Annotated in this window: 19 protein-coding genes and 1 riboswitch; of the genes, 7 read left to right on the top strand and 12 right to left on the bottom strand. The window is 73.0% G+C overall.

Annotated features, from left to right (window positions below; all coding sequences use genetic code 11):
• Positions 1-5 precede the first annotated feature (5 nt).
• From ACFUC1_RS08335 to mraZ, 4 genes are all read right to left on the bottom strand, one after another.
• Positions 6-1,793, bottom strand: coding sequence for a peptidoglycan D,D-transpeptidase FtsI family protein (locus tag ACFUC1_RS08335; protein WP_379118543.1), 1,788 nt, complete (start codon positions 1,791-1,793; stop codon positions 6-8).
• Positions 1,794-2,181: 388 nt separating this feature from the next.
• Complete coding sequence (locus tag ACFUC1_RS08340; RefSeq protein ID WP_379118545.1) at positions 2,182-2,847, bottom strand: hypothetical protein; 666 nt, start codon at positions 2,845-2,847, stop codon at positions 2,182-2,184.
• On the bottom strand, positions 2,844-3,836 hold the full coding sequence (gene rsmH, locus ACFUC1_RS08345) for a 16S rRNA (cytosine(1402)-N(4))-methyltransferase RsmH (protein WP_379118547.1): 993 nt from the start codon (positions 3,834-3,836) through the stop codon (positions 2,844-2,846). The genes ACFUC1_RS08340 and rsmH overlap by 4 nt, the downstream gene beginning before the upstream one ends.
• 221 nt (positions 3,837-4,057) lie before the next feature.
• Positions 4,058-4,489, bottom strand: a complete 432-nt coding sequence (mraZ, locus tag ACFUC1_RS08350; RefSeq protein WP_379118549.1) for a division/cell wall cluster transcriptional repressor MraZ — start codon at positions 4,487-4,489, stop codon at positions 4,058-4,060.
• Between the two features lie 445 nt (positions 4,490-4,934).
• On the opposite strand from mraZ, the gene ACFUC1_RS08355 reads away from it, so the two are divergent.
• The 5 genes from ACFUC1_RS08355 (at position 4,935) to ACFUC1_RS08375 (ending at position 12,024) form a co-directional block, all read left to right on the top strand.
• Entirely contained in the window at positions 4,935-5,912 is a 978-nt protein-coding gene (locus tag ACFUC1_RS08355; RefSeq protein WP_379118596.1) for an AAA family ATPase, read from the top strand.
• A 7-nt stretch (positions 5,913-5,919) separates the two neighbouring features.
• The gene (locus ACFUC1_RS08360; RefSeq protein ID WP_379118551.1) at positions 5,920-7,179 is read left to right on the top strand and encodes a DUF58 domain-containing protein; all 1,260 of its coding nucleotides are present in this window, start codon (positions 5,920-5,922) and stop codon (positions 7,177-7,179) included.
• Complete coding sequence (locus tag ACFUC1_RS08365) at positions 7,176-9,560, top strand: transglutaminaseTgpA domain-containing protein (protein WP_379118553.1); 2,385 nt, start codon at positions 7,176-7,178, stop codon at positions 9,558-9,560. Before ACFUC1_RS08360 ends, ACFUC1_RS08365 begins: the two co-directional genes overlap by 4 nt.
• A gap of 194 nt (positions 9,561-9,754) precedes the next feature.
• On the top strand, positions 9,755-10,201 hold the full coding sequence (locus ACFUC1_RS08370; RefSeq protein ID WP_379118555.1) for a hypothetical protein: 447 nt from the start codon (positions 9,755-9,757) through the stop codon (positions 10,199-10,201).
• A complete protein-coding gene (locus ACFUC1_RS08375; protein WP_379118558.1) occupies positions 10,198-12,024 on the top strand; it encodes a DUF5671 domain-containing protein in 1,827 nt (608 codons plus the stop codon). The genes ACFUC1_RS08370 and ACFUC1_RS08375 overlap by 4 nt, the downstream gene beginning before the upstream one ends.
• Positions 12,025-12,177: 153 nt before the next feature.
• On the opposite strand, the gene ACFUC1_RS08380 is transcribed toward ACFUC1_RS08375, so the two are convergent.
• The 8 genes from ACFUC1_RS08380 to ACFUC1_RS08415 all read right to left on the bottom strand — a co-directional run bounded on the left by ACFUC1_RS08380 (position 12,178) and on the right by ACFUC1_RS08415 (position 20,865).
• Positions 12,178-13,794, bottom strand: coding sequence for a glycosyltransferase 87 family protein (locus ACFUC1_RS08380; protein ID WP_379118561.1), 1,617 nt, complete (start codon positions 13,792-13,794; stop codon positions 12,178-12,180).
• Positions 13,795-14,126: 332 nt separating this feature from the next.
• Entirely contained in the window at positions 14,127-14,306 is a 180-nt protein-coding gene (locus ACFUC1_RS08385; protein ID WP_379118564.1) for a hypothetical protein, read from the bottom strand.
• A 280-nt stretch (positions 14,307-14,586) separates the two neighbouring features.
• Entirely contained in the window at positions 14,587-16,275 is a 1,689-nt protein-coding gene (locus ACFUC1_RS08390) for an RNA polymerase sigma factor (protein WP_379118565.1), read from the bottom strand.
• Positions 16,276-16,588: 313 nt separating this feature from the next.
• Positions 16,589-16,990 carry a universal stress protein gene (locus ACFUC1_RS08395; protein WP_379118567.1) on the bottom strand — a complete coding sequence of 134 codons (402 nt, stop codon included), beginning with the start codon at positions 16,988-16,990 and terminating at the stop codon, positions 16,589-16,591.
• 66 nt (positions 16,991-17,056) lie between these two features.
• Positions 17,057-18,193, bottom strand: a complete 1,137-nt coding sequence (locus tag ACFUC1_RS08400) for a homoserine O-acetyltransferase (RefSeq protein ID WP_379118569.1) — start codon at positions 18,191-18,193, stop codon at positions 17,057-17,059.
• 15 nt (positions 18,194-18,208) lie between these two features.
• A riboswitch (SAM riboswitch) is annotated at positions 18,209-18,318 on the bottom strand.
• Between the two features lie 80 nt (positions 18,319-18,398).
• Entirely contained in the window at positions 18,399-19,487 is a 1,089-nt protein-coding gene (locus ACFUC1_RS08405) for a DUF4192 domain-containing protein (protein ID WP_379118572.1), read from the bottom strand.
• 134 nt (positions 19,488-19,621) lie between these two features.
• Positions 19,622-20,032 carry a YkvA family protein gene (locus tag ACFUC1_RS08410; protein ID WP_379118574.1) on the bottom strand — a complete coding sequence of 137 codons (411 nt, stop codon included), beginning with the start codon at positions 20,030-20,032 and terminating at the stop codon, positions 19,622-19,624.
• A 116-nt stretch (positions 20,033-20,148) separates the two neighbouring features.
• The gene (locus ACFUC1_RS08415; RefSeq protein ID WP_379118576.1) at positions 20,149-20,865 is read right to left on the bottom strand and encodes an EcsC family protein; all 717 of its coding nucleotides are present in this window, start codon (positions 20,863-20,865) and stop codon (positions 20,149-20,151) included.
• A 113-nt stretch (positions 20,866-20,978) separates the two neighbouring features.
• Here ACFUC1_RS08415 and ACFUC1_RS08420 point away from each other — a divergent pair, with 113 nt between their 5' ends.
• On the top strand, positions 20,979-21,887 hold the full coding sequence (locus ACFUC1_RS08420) for a sulfurtransferase (protein WP_379118579.1): 909 nt from the start codon (positions 20,979-20,981) through the stop codon (positions 21,885-21,887).
• The gene (locus ACFUC1_RS08425; RefSeq protein ID WP_379118581.1) at positions 21,884-22,357 is read left to right on the top strand and encodes a SufE family protein; all 474 of its coding nucleotides are present in this window, start codon (positions 21,884-21,886) and stop codon (positions 22,355-22,357) included. The genes ACFUC1_RS08420 and ACFUC1_RS08425 overlap by 4 nt, the downstream gene beginning before the upstream one ends.
• Positions 22,358-22,461 lie beyond the last annotated feature (104 nt).

Genomic DNA, 22,461 nt, shown 5'->3' on the forward strand with positions numbered 1-22,461 from the left:
TACCGTCAGGGGCCGGAGCCCGAGGAGCCGTGGTCGCGGATGACGGTGGGGTCGCTCGGCGACGGGATCTGCGCGGGACGGATGACGGCGACCGGCGACTGGGTGCCGGTCGGGGGGATCTTCAGCTCCTGCAGCGCGTACGTCATGACGTCGTGGAAGACCGGTCCGGCGACGGCCCCGCCGAAGTAGCCCTTGATGGGGCGCTGGAGCGTGACCGCCACGACGATCTGCGGGTCGTCGGCCGGGGCGAAACCGATGAAGCTCGCCGTCTTGCCCGCGTAGCCGCCGGTGCGCGAGTCGTACCGGTCGGCGGTGCCGGTCTTGCCCGCGACCCGGTAGCCGTCGACCTTGGCCTCCGGCGCGGTGCCGTCCTTGCCGACGACGCCCTCGAGCATGTCGCGCACCTGCTTGGCCGTCTGCGGGGAGACGACGGTGACGGGCGTCGGGCTCGCCGCGGGGGTGAAGCCGCCGTGCCCGTCGCCCACACCGGCGACGATGTGCGGTGGGATCCGGACGCCGTTGTTGGCGATGGTCTGGAACACCCCTGCGGCCTGGAGCGCGTTGACCGCCAGGCCCTGCCCGAACAGCATGGTGTAGCGCTGCGAGCCGCTCCAGTCCTTGTAGTTCGTCAGCAGGCCGGGGCTCTCGCCGGGGAAGTGCATGCCCGACGTCGCCCCGAGGCCGAACTTGCGGAAGTAGGAGTACGTCGTCGCCGGGCTGACCTGCTCCCCCGCGAGGATCGTGCCGATGTTGCTCGACTGGGCCAGCACGCCCGCGAAGGTGAGGTACTCGGTGGGGTGGTCCTCGGCGTCCTTGAACTGCGTGTCGGCCCGGTGCAGGCGGTTCGGCACCTCGACGACGGTCGAGGGCTTGACCACGCCCTCCTGGATCGCAGCGGAGGCGGTGATCACCTTGCCGGTTGACCCGGGCTCGTAGACGTCGCTCCACGCCTTGTTGGTCCAGTTGTCGCTGGCCTGGCCCGGCTGGTTGGGGTCGAACGTCGGGTAGGACGCGACCGCCAGCAGCTCACCGGTCTTGGCGTTCTCGACCACGACCGTGCCCGACAGCGCCTGGGTCTGCAGGACCTTCTGCGCCACCGCGTTCTGCGCGTACCACTGCAGGTCGGAGTCGATGGTCAGCCGCACGTCCTTGCCGGGCACGGCCGGGATGGTCTCCTGGCGGCCGTTGGGGATCGGGCGGCCGTCCTGGCTCTGCTCGAAGATCGTCTTCCCGGCCTTGCCCCTGAGCTCCTTGTCCATGAGCACCTCGAGCCCGCCGCCGGCGGTGCCGTCGGCACGGACGAAGCCGACGAGCGAGGCCGCGGCGGTCGAGGTCGGGTAGTTCCGCTCGCTGGTGGGCTCGGAGTAGATGCCGTTGACGCCGAGCTCGGAGATCTTGCGCCAGTTGAGCGGCGTGACGTTCTTCTGCAGGACGCGGTACCGCGCGTCACCGGTGAGCATCCTGGTCAGCTCGGGGACCGGGATGCCCAGCAGCGGCGAGAGGTCCTGCGCCGCTCCCTCCACGCCGACCTTGGTCCGCACGCGACCGACCGTCTTGGTGTACTGCGGCACCGCCGTCTGGTCGACGGTCACGGTGCGCCGCTCGATGCTCGAGGCCAGGACGGTGCCGTTGCGGTCGAGGATCGAGCCGCGCATCGCGGGGTAGACGATCGTCCCCATCCGCTCGGACGCGGCGGTCTGGGAGACCCCTGCGGCGTCGAATCCCTGCAGCCGCAACAGCTGGGCGCCGAAGATGCTGAAGACGAAGAGCACGGCCACGGTCATGGTGCGCATGCGGCGGCGGGGGTTGCCGCCCCCCAGCCGGACCGGCTTGGCGCCGGGCCGCCGGGGAGGAGGACCGCCGCTCCCCCGACCCGGGCCGGGGCGGCCAGGGTGGGGCGGCCGGGCCGGCTGCTGGCCGCGGGCCTGCGTCCCCCGGGGACGGGCGGCGGACGCCTTCGGGTGCTGCGGCTCCGGGCGCGCCGTCGGCGACGTCACGGGTCGCTGGCGCGGGGTACCGGGGCGCGTGCCTCGGGACTGCGTCACTGGCTACCTCGTGTCCTCGGGTGGGCGGTTCGGTGGTTCGGTGGTGCGGTGCTGCGGCGGTTCGGGTGCGGCGGGCGGGGTGGCCCGGGGGCTGGGGTGTTGAGCCCGGCAGCGGTCGTGCGGCGTTCCGGCCCGGTCAGTGGGAGGGCGTTGCCGCCGCGGGGGACGGCTTCTTCCTCGGCGGTGTCGTGGTCGTGGAGCTCGTCGTCGTCCGCGTCCTGGCGTTGACGCTGGTGACGGTCGTGACGACCGAGCCGTCGCCCTTGGTCACCACCGTCGTGGTCGTGGTCACGTCCCCCTTGGCACTCACCGTCGTCCTGGGTGTCTTCTGCGCCGCGGCCTGCGACGAGCCCGGCGTGGTCGTCGAGGTCTGCGGTGCGGTCACCACGGTAAATCCGCCGTCCTTGCCTGCGGCCTTCGCCACGCCGAGCACCGCGCCGTCGGACAGCCGGAGGAAGGCCGCCGCGTCCGAGGGCACCATCCCGAGCTTGCCCGCGCGCGTCGCGAGGTTGGCCGGGTTGCGCTCGGCGTCGATGGCCTGGGTCAGCGCCTGCTGGGTGTCGGTGAGCTCACCGGAGGTCTGCTGGAGGCGGTGCAGCGTGAACGAGCCCTCGGCCATCGCGGTGTTGAGCATGAGCAGCGCGACGAGGCCGCCGACGAGCAGCAGCATGCACAGGGCCGCGAAGAGGCCGTTGCCGGGGTGGCCCACCGCGGCCGGGACCAGGCGCAGCGGCTGCGGGGTCGCCGTCCGCCGCGCAGGTGCCCGAGATGCGACTCTCGCCGTCGCAGTCTGCTGGCTCATCGGTGGGTTCCCTTCGTCGGTGCCGGGGTGGGTCGGGTGCGCTCGGCCGCGCGCAGGCGGACGGAGGCGGATCGGGGGTTGGCGGCCTGCTCCTCGGGGGACGCCTCCTCGGCGCCGCGGGTGAGCAGCCGCAGGTATGCCGCGTGCTCGGGGAGCTCGACCGGCAGGCCGGCGGGGGCGCTGCTGCGCGCGCCCTCGGCGAGGACGCGCTTGGTGATGCGGTCCTCGAGCGAGTGGTAGGACAGGACGGCGATCCGGCCGCCGACAGCGAGCGCGTCGATCGCGCGCGGCAGCGCGCCGGCCCAGACGGACAGCTCAGCGTTGACCTCGATGCGCAGGGCCTGGAAGGTCCGCTTGCCGGGGTGGCCGCCGCTCTTCTGCGACGCGGCCGGCACGACCTTCTTGAGCAGCTCGACGAGCCGGCCGGAGCGGTCGAACGGCTCGGCCTCGCGCTCGCGCACCACGGCGGCGGCGATCTTGCGCGCGAACCGCTCCTCGCCGTACTCGCGCAGGACCCGCTCGAGGTCCACGGCGTCGTAGGTGTTGAGGACGTCGGCCGCGGTGATCCCCGTGGTCTGGTCCATCCGCATGTCCAGGGGCGCGTCCTGCGCGTAGGCGAAGCCGCGGTCGGCCTCGTCGAGCTGCAGCGAGGAGACGCCGAGGTCGAAGAGCATCGCCTCGGCCCGGTGGATGCCGAGGTCGCGCAGCGCGGTGTCGACCTCGTCGTAGACGGCGTGCACGAAGCTGGTGCGGTCCGCGTACGGCGCGAGCCGCTCGGCCGCCAGCTCGAGGGCCTCGGTGTCGCGGTCGACGCCGACGAGGCGGGCCTGCGGGCACCGCTCGAGGATGGCCTCGGCGTGCCCGCCCATCCCGAGCGTGCCGTCGACGTAGACGGCGCCGGGCTCCTGCAGTGCGGGGGCGAGCAGCTCGACGATGCGGTCGCGGAGCACGGGAACGTGCCGGTCGGCGGCCGCTCCTCGTGCGTTCATGCGCTTCTCCTGCTGGTGGTGCTTCGTGGTGGTGCCGTGCGGGGTGGTGCTGGGTGGGTCCGGTGGTGCCGTGCCGTGTGACGGGTGGTGCCGGGTCGGTGGTGGCAGGTCCCTGAGGTCAGGTCCCCATCCGCTCCAGGGGGTGCGGCCCGGGACGGGGGAAGTCGTCCCGGGAGGCGGAGCGGCTGGAGACCTGGCTCCAGGGCGCGTGGCCCGGTCGGTCAGAGCAGTCCGGGGATCACCTCCTCGGACTGGTCGGCGAAGCCCTGCTCGGTGCTCTGCAGGTAGGCGTTCCAGGCGTCGGTGTCCCAGACCTCCACGCGGCTGCCGGCGCCGATGACGGTGCACTCGCGGGTGAGCCCGGCATACGCGCGCAGGGTGGCCGGGATGGTCACCCGCCCCTGCTTGTCCGGGACCTCGTCGCTCGCACCGGACAGGAAGACACGGGTGAAGTCGCGGACCGCCTTGCTGGTGGTGGGGGCGGCCTGCATCTGCTGCGTGACCCGCAGGAACTCCTCCATCGGGAAGACGTAGAGGCAGCGCTCCTGCCCCCGGGTCACCACCAGCCCGTCGGCCATCCGGTCGCGGAACTTGGCGGGCAGGAAGAGCCGGCCCTTGTCGTCGAGGCGGGGCGTGTGGGTACCGAGGAACACGGCGCCACCACCCCATCTCGACCCGAGGAGGACCCCACGGCCCTCTCACGTCCCCCACTTTACTCCACACTGCTCCCCCACGTCTGCTTCTTCCCCGGGTTTGCCTCATCCGTTCGGCCATTTCCGCAGGTCACGGGCGGTGGAGTGAAGTGGGGAGATTGTCGCCAGCCGCTTCCGGTCAAGGGCACCTGCGGTCCGTCCGGGTGCGCCCGCCGCGACGCGCTCCCTGCGCCCCGTGCGCAGCGGCGGCCGCGAGCCGCGCGGTGGAGGTCACAGGACGGCATACGTGCTGTCCTTGGTGGAGGGTTGTGGGGGAAGATCGAGCCACCACCCGGCAGGCGCACCGTGGCGACCGCCGGGACGAGCGAAGGGGGCCCCCGTGCCAGCGAGCGGCGAGGAGCAGACCAGCGTGGACCGAGGCAGCAGCGCGGCCCCGAGGACCGAGATCCTGTCCCTGCCCGCAGGCTCGCCCGCCTCCCTCAGCCAGGTCAGCGAGGTGGCCTCGCGCCTGGCCCGCGCCATGAACTCGGTCATCGAGGGCAAGCCCGACGTCGTCCACACCGCCATCACGGTGCTGCTGGCCGAGGGGCACCTGCTGCTCGAGGACGTCCCCGGCGTCGGCAAGACGATGCTCGCCAAGACCCTCGCCCGGTCCATCGACTGCTCGGTCCGGCGGGTCCAGTTCACCCCGGACCTGCTGCCCAGCGACATCACCGGCGTCAGCGTCTTCAACCAGGACGTGCGCGACTTCGAGTTCCGCCCCGGTGCGATCTTCGCCAACGTCGTGGTCGGCGACGAGATCAACCGGGCCTCGCCCAAGACCCAGTCGGCCCTGCTGGAGTCGATGGAGGAGGGCCAGGTCACCGTCGACGGCCAGACCTACGACCTGCCTCGGCCGTTCATCGTCATGGCCACCCAGAACCCGATCGAGATGGAGGGCACCTACCCCCTCCCCGAGGCCCAGCGCGACCGCTTCATGGCGCGCATCTCCCTCGGCTACCCCTCGGCCCGCGCCGAGGTGGCGATGCTCGACACCCACGGCCAGGTCTCCCCGCTGGAGACCCTCACCCCCGTCACCGACGCGGCCACGGTGTCGGCGATGGTCAAGGCAGTCCGCTCGGTCTTCACCAGCGACGCGATCAAGCAGTACGTCGTCGACCTGTCCGCGGCCACCCGCTCGAGCACCGCGCTGCGCCTCGGCGCCTCGCCGCGGGCGACCCTGCACATGCTGCGCGCGGCACGCGCGCACGCCGCGCTCGAGGGTCGCGACCACGTGCTGCCCGACGACGTGCAGGCCGTCGTGCTGCCCGTCCTGGCCCACCGCCTCATCCCCACCGGCGAGACCCAGCTCGCCCGGCGCAGCACCGGCGAGGTCCTGCAGGACCTCATGCGGCGCGTCCCCGTCCCCGCGGCCGGCCGCTGAGGCGCCCGTGCGCAGGCTTCGCGACCTCCTCACCACGCGAGGGCGGGCGTTCGTCGCAGCGGGTGCCACCCTCGTGCTGTGCGGCGTCGGGCTCGGCTTCACCGACCTCACCCGCATCGGCGTCCTGCTCGTCGCCCTCCCCCTGCTCAGCGGCATGCTGATGCGCCGGCACGACCTGCGGTTCTCGCTCGAGCGCACGGCCGTGCCCGGTCGGGTGCAGGTCGACGAGAAGGCCCTGGTGACCCTCGCCATCGAGAACGCCGGTGCCGCGACCAGCCCCCTGCTCATGGCCGAGGAGCAGCTCGACTACGCCCTGGGTGACCGACCGCGGTTCGTCGTCCCGCGGATGCGGCGCGGCGACCGGCAGGAGGTCCACTACACGGTGCGCTCGCACGTGCGCGGCCGGCACCGGCTCGGCCCGCTCGGCGTGCGTCTGCGCGACCCGTTCGGGCTGAGCACCCGCGTCGCCGCGATCTCGGGGTCGAGCGACGTGCTCGTCCTGCCCCGGATCCTGCCGCTCGGCGGCGGGCGTCCCGCCGGGAGCGGCGTCGGCGCCGAGGGCGCGATCCCGCACATGGTCGCCCTGCACGGCGAGGACGACGTGTCGATCCGCGCCTACCGCGACGGCGACGACCTGCGCCGCATCCACTGGCCCGCGACCGCCAAGACCGGTGACCTCATGGTGCGGCAGGAGGACCGGCCGGCCCGCCGCCGGGCCGTCGTCGTGCTCGACTCGCGGGCCCGTGGCCACCACGGGAGCGGCACCTCGAGCTCGTTCGAGTGGGCCGTGACCGCGTGCGCCTCCGTCGCCGTCCACCTCCTCGCCCAGGCGTATGCCGTGCACCTCGTCTGCGACGAGACGGCCGAGGACGGTCGGGCCGCGACCGCCCTGGAGGTCGACCCGCTGCTCGACGTCCTCGCCGTCGCCCAGACGGGACGCGACGACCTGTTCGCCGACGTGCTCCAGGCCGCGCACCCCGTGACGGCGTCCGGTGGCCTCGTGCTCGCCGTCGTGACCGACCTGGACGAGGAGCTCGCCCGCCAGGTCGCCTCGCTGCGCCAGCCCGGCGGCACCGCCCTGGCCGTCGTGCTGGACCCCGACGGGTTCGGCGCGACCCGTCGCCGGCACGCGCACGGCACGGCAGAGCTGCCGTGCGTGCCGATCCTGCAGGGCGCCGGGTGGGGCGTCGCGGTGGTGGGCTCCGGCGACGACCTGGCCACCGTCTGGACGGCCCTGTCCGGCGCCGGCTCGAGGGTGGTCGCGTGAACCGCGGGCGCGTCGCCGACTCCGTCCTCGCCGGGCTCGCCTCGGCCGTGGTCGCCTGGCCGCTGACGACGCTGTTCACCCCGAGCACCTGGATCCGCCCCACCCTGGGGATGGTCGTCGTGGTCGTCGTCGCCGGCATCCTGGCGCGCAGCCTCACGAGCTCGTGGGTCGCCGTCGTCCTCACCCAGCTCGTCGGCGTGGTCGTGGCCGCCGGGTGGATCTACGGGCGCGGACACCTGTGGCACGGCCTGCCCACGCCCGACATGGTGCTCACGTTCAACCGGTTGCTGGTCGACGCCCGCGAGACCATCCAGAACTACGCGGCACCCGCGCCCACGAACCGCGGCATCACCCTCGCCATCGGGCTGGCCATCGGCGCCGCCGCGATCCTGGTCGACCACCTCGCGGTGATGCGCCGCTCCCCCGCGCTGGCGGGGCTGCCCCTGCTCACCACCTTCCTCATCTCGGCCTCGAACTCCGGGGACGCCCTCAACCCCATGTACTTCGTCGCCGCCGGTGGCGTCTGGCTCGTGCTGCTCGGCCGCCAGGGCATCGCCTCGCTGCGGCGGTGGAGCACGACCGTGCCGCTGAGCGCGTCGGGCCGCCGGCACGACGACGACCGCGACGGGTCGTTCGGCTACGCCGCCGCGGGCCGCTCGCTGGCCGTGGCGGGGCTCGCCGTGGCCGTGCTGCTGCCCGTGGCCATCCCGCACCTCCCGACCCGCTACCTCATCGACGGGCTCGGCCGCTCGCAGCAGGCGACCGGGTTCAGCGACGGCCAGGTCGGCCTGCGCTCCACGCTGGACCTCACCCGGAGCCTGCAGAACCCGTCCAAGGCACCGGTGTTCACCTACACGACGAACGCGCGCCTGCTCAGCCCGCTGCGCATCGGGGTGCTCGAGACCTACCGGGACGACACCTGGCGGCCCGACACCCCGGACGTGCAGTACGCCCGCCGCTCCCAGGTCGACCTGCCGCAGGACCTGGGCCCCAGCGTCCCGCGCGAGACCTACCGCGTGACGGTCGACGACTCGCGCATCGAGGCACCGCAGATCGCGGCCCCGACACCGGTCGTCTCCGGCGACCTCGGCCGCATCCCCTGGGGCCTGGACGCGAACACCTCGGTGGTGTCGGTGGAGCGGGCCGCCCGGTCCTACAGCTTCACCTACCTCGCCCTCAACCCCACGCCGGAGTCGCTCGCCCAACCCGTGCAGCGGCTGGACGGTGGCCTCGTCCCGCCCGACCTGCAGGTCGACCCGGCGGCCAAGCCGGCGATCGAGGCGGCCGTCCGCGAGGTGGTGCCGAAGGGTGCGACCCGGATCGAGGCGGCCCGGGCGATCCAGAAGTACCTGCGCACCGACGGCGGCTTCCGCTACTCCCTGCAGGTCCCGGACACCGTGCGGAACCAGTTCGGCCAGCTCGAGCGCCCGGACGCGATCACGCTGTTCCTGCGCGCCAAGGTCGGCTACTGCGTGCAGTTCGCGACCGCCATGGTGATGATGGCGCGCGAGGCGGGCATCCCCGCCCGGATGGCCATCGGCTACCTGCCGGGCGCCGCCAGCCGTGGCAGCTACGTCGTCACCGGCGCCGAGGCCCACGCCTGGCCCGAGCTGTTCTTCGAGGGCATCGGCTGGCTGCGCTTCGAGCCGACCCCGTCCGGCACGCAGAGCACCGTCGCGCCGCCCTACTCGCTGCAGTCCACGACGCCGGACACCGCAGCGCCGACCGGGGCCAGCACGGCCACGAGCGTGCCCACCGTGACGAGCACCCGGCCCGACGGGCGCAACGACCCGGGCGCGAACGACCCGACCCGCACCACCTCCACCACGTCCGGGATCGCCGGCTGGTTCGGCGGCCGCGGCGCGACGATCGCGCTGTGGGTCCTGCTGGGTGTCCTGGCCGGGGTGCTGGGGTCGCTCGCGGTGCCGCTCGCGGCCCGCGCCCGACGGCGCCGACAGCTGCGGCACGCCGCGGACGAGGCCGCCCGGGTCGAGGTGGAGTGGCGCTCGATGGTCGAGCGCATCGGCGACCTCGGCGTCATCCCGCCGCGCGGCAGCACGCCCCGGCAGGTGGGGGCGTTCTACCAGCGTGAGGCGTACCTCGAGGGCGAGCAGTCCACTGCCCTGCGCCGGGTCGTCGACGGGGTGGAACGGGCTCGGTACGCCCGCCCCGGCTCGACCGCCCTCACCGACATCCGGGACGAGAGCGCCGCGGTGGTCAAGGCGGTCTCGGGGGTCCGTCGCCGGCGCGACCGCCTGCGGGCGGTGTGGTGGCCCACGGAGGGTGTCGTGGAGTGGCGCGAGCGCGGCGACGCGCTGGCCGGCTTCGTGCGCCGTCCGTGGGACCGGTTCCAGGACTGGCGCGCCGCACGCCGCGACTGAGCGGTCCGCGGGTGCCCTGCCGACGTCACGTGCCCGGTGCACGTCCAGGCACCCGGTGACGCGGCTGGGACCCAGACCCCCGGACGCGGTGACGCCGGTGGGTCCCGGGACCGCGGCGCAGCGGGGCCGGAGGGCCACGGAACCCGGGACCCAAGCCCCTGCCGGGGCCCGTCCCGGCCCTCGAGCATGAGGGCATGAGCAGGAGCCCCACCCGCGTCCTGGCGGTCGTGGTGGGCGCACTCGTCGTCCTCGCGGCCGCCGCAGCCGTGCTGTCGTCCACCCGCGGGACCACCCACTACGCGGCCGGCTCCCCCGAGGCCACGGTCCAGGCGTACCTCGTCGCGGTCCTGCGGGGTGACACCGAACAGGCCGCCGGGTACCTGTCCCCCTCCGGCAGCTGCGACCAGCAGGACCTCGCCTCTGTCGCGGTCGCGGACAGCACGCGGGTCGACCTCGTCCACACCACCACCGGGACGGACACCGCACAGGTGCAGGTGGTCGTGGACCGCTCGGGCTCCGGCGGCCCGTTCGCCGTGGGCAAGTCCGAGGAGCACGTCTACCACCTGACCCGCACGAGCGGCCGCTGGCTGCTCGAGGGCACCCCGTGGCCGCTCTACGACTGCACAGGAGGCTCGAAATGATCTCTGCCCTGCTCCTGCTGGTGCTCCTCGTCGTCGGGGTCGTCCTGGCCTCCCGGCGGTTCGCGGGCCGGACCGCAGCCGGACCCGTGGACGTCCACGTGGTGCGGCACTTCTTCCAGTACCTCCTGCTCCTCGGCCTGCTGGTCGTCACGGCGATCGGCGTCTCCGGCCTGCTGGGCCGGGCCCTCGAGGGCGGCACGCTCGCGCGGGCCGACGAGACCGACCTGGCGCGCAACCTCACCTTCACCCTCGTGGGCCTGCCCCTGCTGCTGGCGCTGGCGATCTCCACGCGCCGGCAGCTCCAGCAACAGGCCGAGGAGGGTCGCTCGACGGCGTGGGCGGCCTTCGTCACGGTCGCGTCGCTCACCGCCCTCGCCGTCACCGTGTCGGCCGTGCAGGTGGTCCTCGACTGGGCAGTGGGGGTGCGGGCGTACGACAGCGGGGCCCTCGCCTCGACCGTCGTGTGGGGCGCCACCTGGGGCGGCCTCTGGTGGGTCGAGGGACGGTCCGTGCCGCAGGGCCACCGGGTCCTGCACCACCTCGCCGGTTCGGGCATGGGGCTGTGGACGGCCGCCGCCGGGCTCGGCACCCTCGTGGCGGTCGGGGTCCGCGCCCTGTTCTCGATGCCGACGGACCTGCTCACGACCGGCGGCCACCCCGCCCTGCACGCCGGCGTGACGCTGGCCGTGGGTGCGGTGGTCTGGGTGCAGTACTGGGTGCGCACCGCCCACCGCGAGCCGAGGACCGGCTGGTGGGTCGCGTACACGCTGCTGGCGGGCGTGGGCGCCGGGTTCGTCGTGGGGCTGGTGGCCGCGAGCACCGTGCTCTACGACGCCCTCGTGTGGCTCGCCGGGCGGCCCACCGCGTCGTCTGCCGCGGGCCACTTCGCCGGCTCCCCGGAGGCGGCCGGGCTCGTCGTGGCGGGCGCCCTCGTGTGGTGGTACCACCGCGCCGTGCTCGAGCAGGCTGAGCACCTCGCGCGGACGGAGGCTCGCCGCGTCTACGAGTACCTCCTGGCCGGCGCTGCCCTCGTCGCCGCGGCCGCCGGCGTCGCGACGCTGGTCGTCGCCGCGCTCGAGGGCGCCACGAGCAGCACGGTCCTGACCGGCGCGAGCCCCGTCAACACCGTGCTCGCCGCCGTGACCCTGCTGGCCGTCGGGGCTCCTGTGTGGGCGTTCTACTGGCGCCTGGCGCAGCGCGCCGTCCACGCCGAGCCGCGGACCGAGCTCGAGTCGCCCACGCGGCGCGCCTACCTGTTCGTCCTGCTGGGCGCCAGCAGCATCGCGGCCGTCGTGACCCTCATCGTCGCGGTCTACCAGTTCTTCGACGCCGCGTTCAGGGACACCCTGGGTGCGGCCACGCTGCGCAGCGCGCGGTTCGCGCTCGGTATCCTGCTCGCCGCGGCCGCCGTGGCGGCATACCACTGGACCGTGTACCGGGCCGACCGCGCCGCCGCACCGACCCACCGGCGCGGCCCGCGCTACGTCCTGGTCCTCGGTCCCCACGACCCCGACCTGGCCCGGACCCTCGCGCGCAGCACCGGCGGTCGGGTCCAGGCGTGGAGCCGCACGGACGACGGGTATGCCGCCGCGGCGCCCGCAACTCCCGCAACTCCCGCAACTCCCCCAACTCCCGCGGCTCCCGCGGCTCCCGCGGCGTCAGCGGCGCCCCCAGCACCCAAACAGCCCGGAGCGCTCGCGCCGTCCCGCGAGCCCGTGTCCGCGGAGGCGGTGCTGGCGGCACTCGGCGAGACGACGGCGGAGGAGCTGGTGGTCCTCTGCGACGCCGGACGGCTGCGCGCCATCCCGGTCCACCCTGAGTGAGCGACCTTGTCCCCTCCCGACGACCACGAAGGCCCCCCAGGAGTGCTCCCCGGGGGGCCTTCGCTCGTCGACCGACAGCTCAGCCGAGGTGGGAGCGCGCTGGAAGCACCCCAGCGGGATCCGCAGGCGGAACCACGTGGAGCCGGTGGACCCTCATGACCTGTCCACCTCCCACAGCTGCAGCAAGCCGATGCGACCGGCGTTCTTGAACCGGCTCAGGAACGCGCTGCGGGTCGCGGGAGTCCATGTCTCCCAGTCCTCGTACTTCAGGTTCAGGATCACCGCGTCACTCCGAACGATCTCCTCCTGGACGTGCTGCTGCCATGCAGGGACGCTCAGCTTCGAGACCGTCTTCCCCCCTGTTCCGCCCGAGCGATTCTCCTCGAGGAAGAGTCCGAACAAGTCGACCTGGTAGCCGCAGCGGTGGTCGATGTTCCGACTCTCCTGGTCCGCGATGATGGCGACGGTCGATGACGTGAACACGCATCGGTGCCCGTGGGCGAACGAGCGGAGTGCGGAGTTGTCCACGGCGCCCTCCTGGCCTCTGCGCACGCCGATGGCAGTGCTTGAGGCGAGGAAGACGAGGAGGACCGTCATGGTCAGGGCGCCCGTCAGGCGCAGCCGCACACCATGGCGGAGCAGCTGCAGCCCACGGCCCGCGGCGAGTCCGCAGAGGACCGCGAGGCTTGCGGCCGCGAAGGCCGGATAGTGCGTGCCGTAGTAGTTGGAGGACAGGAGCAGCTCGACCAGCTGGGTACACAGGATGCAGAACCACAGCAGACCCCCCGGCACGGCCCGCACGAGCAGGACGATGCCCACGAGAGCGGCCGCGCTGACGAGGTAGACCACTCCTGCCGGCACCACGGTGTCCAAGTGGGACGACGCGCCGGCGAACGGGAGCAACCGATCGGCGATCGACTGTTCGGCGGACGGGACGTTGGTCCTGGACACCTGGTCCAGGACGACCATGCTCCACATCTGGCGAGGCGCGAACATGAAGAAGGGGCCGAGCACCGCCACGAGGGAGACAGCACAGCCGACTGCAAACCGGCGCGCCTCCCGGAGCCCGCGGGTCCGGAACAGCCAGACGACGAGTACCACCAGCACAGGCGCTGGCCACAGCTTGACGCTCACCGAGGCACCCATCAGCAACCCGGCAGCGGCGGTCCGTCTTGGCGAGGGAGCCCTTCCCGTCAGAAGCCCGACCGCCAGGAGAAGCAGCAGGTTCAGGATCGGCTCGAGGAACACCGTGGTCTCGGCACTGGCCGCCGGCCACCAGACGGCATACAGCAGTCCGCCGACCGCACCCGCAACGACTCCTTGCCGCCCGGCGATCCAGGTCACAAGAACCGCGTTCACGGCTCCGACAGCCATGAGGAGGAGCCGGGCAGCCGCGAAGGCATTGCCGTCACCGATGACGTGGCCCAGGGCGGCGAACGGAGCCATCGCCACCGCTATCCCGGGCGGGTGGACCATGACGAAGTCCCGGTATGGGAGCTGGCCGGCCACGAGATGCTGCGCCGCCGCGAAGTAGACGCCGTCGTCATACATGTCGCTCTCGCCGGTCAGGGCGGAGGTCCAGAGGAGCGGGGCCAGCCGGACCAGGATCGCGAGCGAGAAGACGGCGAGGATCAGGGACCGCCCCGGCCGCGAAGCGGTGCTGACGGACTGTGGGAGATCCTCCCCGAACCGGCGCAGGCGATGGGCGGTTGTCTTCGCGTCGTTGCCGATCCTGTTGATCCGCTGCTTGAGTTGGGCACGTTGGTACATCGACAGACAACTCCTCTTCGCTCAGCCCTGCATCTCCTCGCGTCGTGCTTGGACGGACAAGGCGCACCTGCCGCGCAGAGCACCCAGGTGCCAGTCAGGTGGAGTCGATCCCCACCCGTGAAGGCGTGGCCCGCGGCCAGCCTGCCCACCGGTGCCGGCACGTCCTGGTGCAGCGAGTGCCAGCGCTCCGGGCTCAGCTGGGACCGACGAGAACAGAGACGTCGATCACGTGACGAGGAAGCGCGGGCGATGGCATGGACCCGTCGGCGCGCTGGGTGAGATCGATGGGCCGCCGGCGGTGTCACGCTCGTACTCACGGTCGTCCATGGACGTCAGGTGCACCGGGCGTGCCTGCAGCCGCCGATCAGGTCATCAGGACCGAGCGAGGTCAGGCGCCAGCCGCCGCCCCGGGCGCCGGCCTCGCCGGCGGGGACGAGGACGGCGGTGGCAGCGGCGGCGTGGAGCGCCATCCTGACGGTGCGGACGCGGGCGTGGGGGCTGGCTGGCTGCATGGTCGTGTCCTCTCAGGCATCGATGCGCTCATCAGCCCACCTTGGACCTCCCTGCATGAATGGGTCATCCCACATCAAACGTAGGCAGCCTCACACGAACCGCGCAGTCTCCACGGGGTACGGGTCCACCGCGATGCTTGTGCGGGAGTGCTGCGACCGTCGGTCCCGCGTCGAGAACCCGCGGGCCGCACCGTGACGAGGTGCAGCCTCGGAACGAGACAGGTCAGGTGCCCCGGAGGGCACCTGACCTGTTCGAAACGCGGGATCTCGGCCCGACCGGTCAGTCCAGGTAGTCGCGCAGGACCTGGCTGCGGCTCGGGTGGCGCAGCTTGGACATCGTCTTGGACTCGATCTGTCGGATCCGCTCGCGGGTCACGCCGTAGACCTTGCCGATCTCGTCGAGGGTCTTGGGCTGGCCGTCGGTGAGGCCGAACCGCATCGAGACGACGCCTGCCTCGCGCTCGGAGAGGGTGTCGAGCACCGAGTGCAGCTGCTCCTGCAGGAGCGTGAAGCTCACGGCGTCCGCCGGCACGACCGCCTCGGAGTCCTCGATGAGGTCACCGAACTCGGAGTCGCCGTCCTCGCCGAGCGGGGTGTGCAGCGAGATGGGCTCGCGACCGTACTTCTGGACCTCGACGACCTTCTCGGGGGTCATGTCGAGCTCCTTGGCGAGCTCCTCCGGGGTGGGCTCGCGCCCGAGGTCCTGGAGCATCTGGCGCTGCACGCGGGCCAGCTTGTTGATGACCTCGACCATGTGCACCGGGATGCGGATGGTGCGGGCCTGGTCGGCCATGGCACGGGTGATGGCCTGGCGGATCCACCACGTCGCGTACGTGGAGAACTTGTAGCCCTTGGTGTAGTCGAACTTCTCGACCGCACGGATCAGGCCAAGGTTGCCCTCCTGGATCAGGTCGAGGAAGAGCATGCCGCGGCCGGTGTAGCGCTTGGCGAGGGAGACCACGAGGCGCAGGTTGGCCTCGAGCAGGTGGTTCTTGGCCTTCTTGCCGTCCTGGGCGATCCACCACAGCTCGCGCTTGAGCTTCATGTCCAGCTTGTCGCCGGAGTTCAGGCGCTCCTCGGCGAACAGGCCGGCCTCGATCCGCTTGGCGAGCTCGACCTCCTGCTCGGCGTTGAGGAGGGCGACCTTGCCGATCTGCTTGAGGTAGTCCTTGACCGGGTCGGCGGTGGCGCCGGCGGTGACGACCTGCTGGACGGGGGCGTCCTCCTCGTCGTCGTCGCGCAGGACGAAGCCGGTCTTCTCGTCCTCCTCGGCCTTCTCCTCCTCGGCCTCCGTCTCCTCGACGTCGACCTCCTCGAGCTCGGACTCGACCACGTCGGTGGGCTCGGGCTCGTCGTCCTCGAGCTCCTCCTCGGGCAGGTCCTCGGCGTCGGGACCGTCGGGGGCCTCGCCCGCGGCGGCCTTGGAGGCGGCGGCCTTCTTGGCCGTGGCCTTGGTGGCCGGGCCCTTGGCCGGGGCAGCAGCCGTTCCGGCTGCGGCAGCGGCTGCCTTCTTCGTGGTGGTGGCCTTCGCCGTCCGGGGCGGCGCCTTGGCGGCGGTGCCCGCGGCTGCCGTGCCACCGGAGGCCGGCGCAGCCTTGGCGGCCGACTTCGTGGTGGCAGTGGTCTTGGCGGCAGCCTTCTTGGCGGGGGCGTCCTTGGCGGCGGTCTTCTTCGCGGCGGTCTTCTTGGCCGACGCCGTGGTGCGGGTCCGGGTGTTCGTCGCCGCGACGGCACGCGAGGCAGTCGCCGCGTCGAGCGTGACGTGGATGCCCTGCTCGTCGAGCGAGCGCAGCACGACCTTCATCCGCTTGGGCTCGATCTCGGCCCCCTCGAGCGCCTCACGCAGCTGCGCGGAGTCGACCGACCCGTGGGTGCGTCCCTGCTGGAGCAGCTTCTGCAGCGACGGCAGGGAGAACTCCGGGGGAAGAGCGGGTGCGGGGCTCGCAGCCTTCTTGGACACAGGCGACACGGACTACCTTTCGTCGCGGACTCGCGGCACGGCGCGCGCCATCACGGGCACACCGGGGGGATGCCTGTGACAACAACTGCGGGGGCGGAAGTATTGCCGGGGCTGCCGGGAGCTGGGCTCTGGCCGACCTCGATGGTGACATTGTAAAACGAGATGCCCCGCAAACCTGCATCCGTGCGCAAATTCTCCCCGTCGCGAGGCGTTCGAGGGAGCGGTCGTCCGCACCGGGACGCCAGCTCGCGTGCGAATCTCCGGCTCTGGCACCGTGCCAAGGTTGTGCCCGCGCAGTCGCGGGCGTGCCGCAGCCGAGGGGTCAGCCCTCGGCCTTCACCGCCAGCACGGGGCAGGACGCGTCGAGCAGGATCCGCTGGGCGTTGGAGCCGAGGATCAGCTTGCCCACCGGCGTGCGCCGGCGCAGGCCGATGACGATGAAGTCCGCCTGCTCCTCCTCGGCGACGGCGATGAGGTCCTCGGCGGGCTCGTTGCCGCGCACCAGCTGGCGCACCTCGTGCTCGAGGCCCTCGCGGTCGAGCTCGCCCTGGATGCGCGACAGCTCGTTCTCGAACCGCTGGGCCTCGTCGGAGTCGTAGTCGCGGCCACCCCGCTGGGAGTTGATGACGATGAGCTTGGACTTGCGCAGCAGCGACTCGTCCGCTGCGCGGCGCAGGGCCGCGCGCCCTTCCTTGGTCGGGACGTAACCCACCACGATGGCCACAGGAACCTCCTCGTTCGTCGACGAGCGGCCTCGGCCGCCGTGCCGACCGTACCGGATATCGACCGGTCAGGCAGGGACTGCGAGCACGCCCGACAGGATGGCGCCGACCTGGTCCACCTCGATGAGGAAACCGTCGTGTCCGTAGTCGGAGTGCACCGTCACCAGCCGTGCGCCGGGCACGGCCTCGGCGATCTCGCGCGACAACCGCGGCGGGTACAGGCGGTCGCTGTCGACCGCGACGACGGTGAGGTCGGCGGTGACCGCCGACAGGGCCGCGGCGACCCCTCCGCGCCCACGGCCCACGTCGTGCGAGCTCATCGCCTCCGTGAGCACCAGGTAGGAGTTCGCGTCGAACCGGCCGGCCAGCTTGCCCGCGTGGTGGTCCAGGTAGGACTCGACCGCGTAGCGGCCGCGCCCCCCGAGGGGGTCCTCCCCACCCTGCGGTGCCCGGCCGAACCGGTCGTGCAGCTCGATCTCGCTGCGGTAGGTCACGTGCGCGATCCGACGGGCGATCCCCAGGCCGGTGTCGGGCCCGGTGTCCTGGTCGTAGTAGTCACCGCCGCGGAAGGCCGGGTCGGAGCGGATGGCGAGCAGCTGGGGCTGGCACCACGCGATCTGCTCGGCCGTCGCGTGCGCCGTGCTGGCCAGGACCACGGCCGACCGGACGCGCTGCGGGTAGGTCACCGCCCACTCGAGCACCCGCATGCCGCCCATGGAGCCGCCGAGCACGAGCCGCCAGGCGTCGACACCGAGCTCGTCGGCGAGGAGGGCCTCGGTGCGCACCTGGTCGCGCACGGTGACGAACGGGAAGCGGCTCCCCCACGGCCGGCCGTCCGGGGCCTCGCTGGCCGGGCCGGTGCTGCCCTGGCAGCCGCCCAGCACGTTGGCCGCGACGACGAACCAGCGGTCGGTGTCGATGGGGCGACCGGGACCGATGAGCCCGTCCCACCACCCGGCCGTCGGGTGGCCGGGCCCGGCCGGGCCGACGACGTGGCTGTCCCCGGTCAGGGCGTGCTCGACCAGCACGGCGTTGTCACTGGCGGCGTTGAGCTCGCCCCAGGTCTCGTAGGCGAGGGTCACGTCGGGCAGGACGCCGCCGCGCTCGAGCTCGACCGCACCGAGGCGCACGAACCGGCGGCGGCCCGGGTGGTCACCCACCCGCCAGGCCGCGGAGGTGCTCGGACGTCGGGACGTGGTGGTCATGGAGGGCTCCTGCGGTGCTCGCGCTTGCCCAGCCGGTGAGGTGGGCCCGGTCATCACCCGGGGCACCCCACCGCGAGGAGGGTTGCCGTCCAGCGAGCCGGGGCTTCGCGCTGGAACTCATGACCTTGGACCCCATGATACGAAGCAGGGCCGCCTCGGCACATGCCGTCCGGGACGTGGGACACCGATGGCGGCCCCGAACCACTCAGGCGGGGGTCGCCAGCCCCCTCCCCGGTGGCCGGTCGGAGCGCGACCGGACACCCAGGTCGACCATCCGCTCGAGCAGCCGGGCCAACCGGTAGTCGGGACGGGCGTCGAGCGCCCGGTCGAGCGCCTCGCGAGCGACGGCGCCGTCACCGAGCCACCACGCGAGGCTGGCCAGGACGGTGAGGACGGGGGCCGCGTCCTCGTCCGGCACCGCTCGTGCCAGCCACTGCAGTCGGGCGAGCACGCGGCGCCCGGCCGCCGGCGCCTCCTCCCCCACGGCCCAGGCCGGGTCGGGCAGCAGGGTGCGCAGCTGGTGGGCCAGCGGTGCGCCCAGGGCCTCCAGCGGGAGCGTGTCGGGACACCACCGTGCGATCAGCCCGTCACGCAGCTCGACGTCCTGCAGGCTCAGCACGAGCTCGGCCACGGTCGCCGGCGACGTGTCCTGCACCTCGGGGGCCTCCTCGGCCACGTCGACCGCCTCACCCCACTGCACCAGCCACGCCCGCCGGTCGTCCACCGAGCCGTGTGGACCCGTTGCCGGCCGCAGGCCGGCCGCGCGCCTCCGCGAGAGCGCGCGAGCCACCACGGGGGCGATGACCGGGTCGGCGGTGACGACGCCGGCGAGCGCCGCGCGGGACGGAAGCGGCGACACCCCCATGGCGACCAGCTCGGCCACACCGGGGTGGGCCGCGGGCTCCTCCACCGGCCGCCCATCCCCGGGGCAGCACCCGTCCCGGCAGTCGGGCGAGTACCACCTCCCGTCGCGCACGACGACCCGGTCGAGCACCTCGATCCCGGCGAGGCGGCAACCGCTGCGGAGCTGGTCGAGCAGCGGCAGGCTCGCGCCGGGGGTGGACTCGTAGCCCACGAGGACGGCAGCGTCGGGGAGGTCCGACAGCAGGGGTCCGACCATCGCGTCGGCCGCCTCGACCATGTGCTGAGGGGGCGGGATGTCGATGCGCTCGACCAGCCCCACGGTGCGGCCGTGCACGGTCACCACGACGACGGCGTCGTGCGGGTGGTAGCCGAGCTGGTAGGGCAGCAGGGCCAGGACGTCGGAAGGGCTCGTGAGCCGGATCGGTTCCATGCCCCGACCCTCACCGTTTCCCCGGGACGCGGACAGCCCCGGTCGTCCTCCTGTGGACGGAGGGCGGCCGGGGCCGGGGCTGTGGACGCGAGGGCGTCGGCGCACCACGTGCGCGTCGGCGCACCACGGTGCCGTCAGCGCACCACGTGCCCGTCCACGGTCTCGCGGGCGGCCGCCGAGGGGCCGGCGGCCCGGGCGCGCCCCGGCTGCATCCGCTCCCAGGCGAGGAAGGACTCGGTCTCGGTCACGACGGCCGCGGCGACCCAGGACAGCACGACCGCGTCGTCGGCGAGACCCAGCACCGACAGGAACGCCTCGGGGACGAGGTCCACCGGCGACACGACGTACAGGACCGCGCCGAGCATGGCGAGCAGCCGGCCACGGGAGCTGCCCGTGTACTCGCCGCGGAAGGTCGCGCGCACCAGGCGCGGCAGGCTGGCCAGCCGCTCTCCCATGCCCGCCGACCCGGGACGGCTGGCGATGCGGATGGCGCTGAAGATCGACCGGACGGCGTTCAGCCGGGTCGCTCGTGCGGTGGTGGCCATGGGCTCCTCCTTGGTCCCGGGCCCGGGCGGCCCGGTCTCGGGTGCAACGACTGGCTCGGACGCAGGATTCCGGTCCGCGGTTCCCCGCGCGGCACTGCGCGGGCCCTCCCGCCGCCTCAGTGCGAGGTGTTGCGCGGCGGGAACTCGTGCCTTGCCTGGGCGGCGATCCGGTTCAGCAGGTAGGTGTCGAGGCCGGCGCCCAGGACTCCACCGACCATCGGCACACCCTTGCCGAGCTTCGTGAGGGACTTCTTGCCCGCCATCGTCAGCAGCCGGAAGCCGACCGCCTTGTTGACGACCATGAGGGCCGGGCCGGGCAGGCGCTGCGCCGCCAGGTTGGACAGCCGCCCGGTGCTGAGCACGCCGGCCTTCCTGAGCAGGTCGTCGGCATCCGCGCCCACGAGGGTGAGCAGGACGGCGGAGCGGATCTGCGGCTGCTTGATGTCGTACCCGCGCAGGGACGCCACGGCCGCCACCATGCGGGTGGCCACGAGGTAGAACTCGAGCACGTTCACCGGCAGCGCCACCGGCATCGTGATGAACCCGCCGAGGCCGGTCACGAAGCCGCCCGCGGCCCCGAGCTTGAGGTGCTGGCGGACGACGGCGTCCACTGCTCCCTCGGCCGTCGCCTGCTCCGCCCGCTTCACGTCGGCCACCTTCTGCGCCGAGTCGAACCGGCCCTTGCCGTCGATCCCGGTGTCCAGGAGGTTCTCGACCAGGCCGGTGACGGTGGAGGCGAGCCGTCCCGGGTCGGCCTCCGGGTGGGCCGCGAGCTCCAGCGCCGACTGCGGTCGCGCCTCCTCGTCGTCCCTGCCACGTCCGAGAAAAGCCACGTCAGCACCCCTTCGGGTCGAGTTCCACCGGTGTCGTCCGTCTCCGGTTCATCCTGCCACGGCAGCGGCGACCTCACCGGTCCGCCCGACCGCCCCCGGTCTAGCCTTGGAGCATGACCGCGACCTCCCCCTCCCACGAGCAGTACGCCCACCCCGAGCGCCTCGTCAGCACCGAGTGGCTCGCCGAGCAGGTCGCGGCGGGCCGGGTCGGCACCGGGGCGCCGGGCGCCGTGGCGCTGCTCGAGTCCGACGAGGACGTCCTGCTCTACGACACCGGCCACATCCCCGGCGCCCTCAAGCTGGACTGGCACCAGGACCTCAACGACCCCGTGGTCCGCGACTACGTCGATGCGGAGCAGTTCGCGCGCGTCATGTCCGAGCGGGGCATCGGCCGCGACACCACCGTCGTCATCTACGGCGACAAGAACAACTGGTGGGCCGCCTACGCCCTGTGGGTCATGAGCCTGTTCGGCCACGAGGACGTCCGCCTGCTCGACGGCGGTCGCGCGAAGTGGGTGGCCGAGGGCCGCGAGCTGACCCGGGAGGTCCCGGAGGTCGCACCGCGCACGGGCGACGCGGCATACCCGGTGGTGGAGCGCGACGACGCACCCATCCGCGCCTTCAAGGACGACGTCCTGGCCCACCTGGGCAAGCCGCTGGTCGACGTCCGCTCCCCCGGCGAGTACTCCGGCGAGCTGCTGCACATGCCCGACTACCCGCAGGAGGGCGCCATGCGCGGGGGCCACATCCCCGGGGCGAAGTCGGTGCCGTGGGCGCGGGCCGCCAACGAGGACGGCACGTTCAGGTCGCGCGAGGAGCTCGAGGCGATCTACCTGCAGGAGCAGGGCCTGGACCCGCACGAGCCGACGGTCGCCTACTGCCGCATCGGCGAGCGCTCGTCGCACACCTGGTTCGTCCTGACCCACCTGCTCGGGTTCGACGACGTGCGCAACTACGACGGCTCGTGGACCGAGTGGGGCAACAGCGTCCGCGTCCCCGTCGAGCAGGGCGCCCCCAAGTGACCGACACCGCTGCTCTCCCCGCGGCGCTGCAGGAGATCGCCGACGACTTCGCGGACCTCGCTGCGCCGCAACGCCTCGAGCTCCTGCTGGAGTTCAGCGAGGGCCTGCCCGACCTGCCCGAGCGGTATGCCGGGCGGCTGGGTGAGATGGAGCAGGTGCACGAGTGCCAGTCGCCGCTGTTCCTCGTCGTCGAGGTGGGCGACGGGGACGACGACCCGCGGCCCGCGGCGGAGCAGCCGGTGCACCTCTTCTTCTCCGCGCCGCCCGAGGCGCCGACGACCCGCGGCTTCGCCGGCATCCTGCACGAGGGCCTCGACGGGCTGAGCGTGCAGGAGGTGCTCGCCGTGCCCGAGGACGCGCCGTACCGGTTCCACCTCGGTGAGGCCGTCTCGCCGCTGCGGCTGCGCGGCATGGTCGGGATGCTCAGCCGGATCAAGCGCCAGGCAGCCCTGAAGTCCCAGCAGCCCTGAAGTCCCAGCAGCCGTGAAGTCCCAGGGGTGACGTGGCGGCTGTCGAGCCCGGACGACACGAGGCCGCGGTCCCCGGTGGGGGCCGCGGCCCCGGTCGTCAGGCC

Source organism: Pedococcus sp. NPDC057267, from assembly GCF_042668795.1.
Lineage (GTDB): Bacteria > Actinomycetota > Actinomycetes > Actinomycetales > Dermatophilaceae > Pedococcus.

Coding starts and splice junctions, on each gene's coding strand:
- ACFUC1_RS08335 (WP_379118543.1), bottom strand. CDS start 1,793: ATGCGCACCATGACCGTGGCCGTGCTCTTCGTCTTCAGCATCTTCGGC.
- ACFUC1_RS08340 (WP_379118545.1), bottom strand. CDS start 2,847: ATGAGCCAGCAGACTGCGACGGCGAGAGTCGCATCTCGGGCACCTGCG.
- rsmH (WP_379118547.1), bottom strand. CDS start 3,836: ATGAACGCACGAGGAGCGGCCGCCGACCGGCACGTTCCCGTGCTCCGC.
- ACFUC1_RS08370 (WP_379118555.1), top strand. CDS start 9,755: ATGAGCAGGAGCCCCACCCGCGTCCTGGCGGTCGTGGTGGGCGCACTC.
- ACFUC1_RS08375 (WP_379118558.1), top strand. CDS start 10,198: ATGATCTCTGCCCTGCTCCTGCTGGTGCTCCTCGTCGTCGGGGTCGTC.
- ACFUC1_RS08380 (WP_379118561.1), bottom strand. CDS start 13,794: ATGTACCAACGTGCCCAACTCAAGCAGCGGATCAACAGGATCGGCAAC.
- ACFUC1_RS08385 (WP_379118564.1), bottom strand. CDS start 14,306: ATGCAGCCAGCCAGCCCCCACGCCCGCGTCCGCACCGTCAGGATGGCG.
- ACFUC1_RS08400 (WP_379118569.1), bottom strand. CDS start 18,193: ATGACCACCACGTCCCGACGTCCGAGCACCTCCGCGGCCTGGCGGGTG.
- ACFUC1_RS08405 (WP_379118572.1), bottom strand. CDS start 19,487: ATGGAACCGATCCGGCTCACGAGCCCTTCCGACGTCCTGGCCCTGCTG.
- ACFUC1_RS08410 (WP_379118574.1), bottom strand. CDS start 20,032: ATGGCCACCACCGCACGAGCGACCCGGCTGAACGCCGTCCGGTCGATC.
- ACFUC1_RS08420 (WP_379118579.1), top strand. CDS start 20,979: ATGACCGCGACCTCCCCCTCCCACGAGCAGTACGCCCACCCCGAGCGC.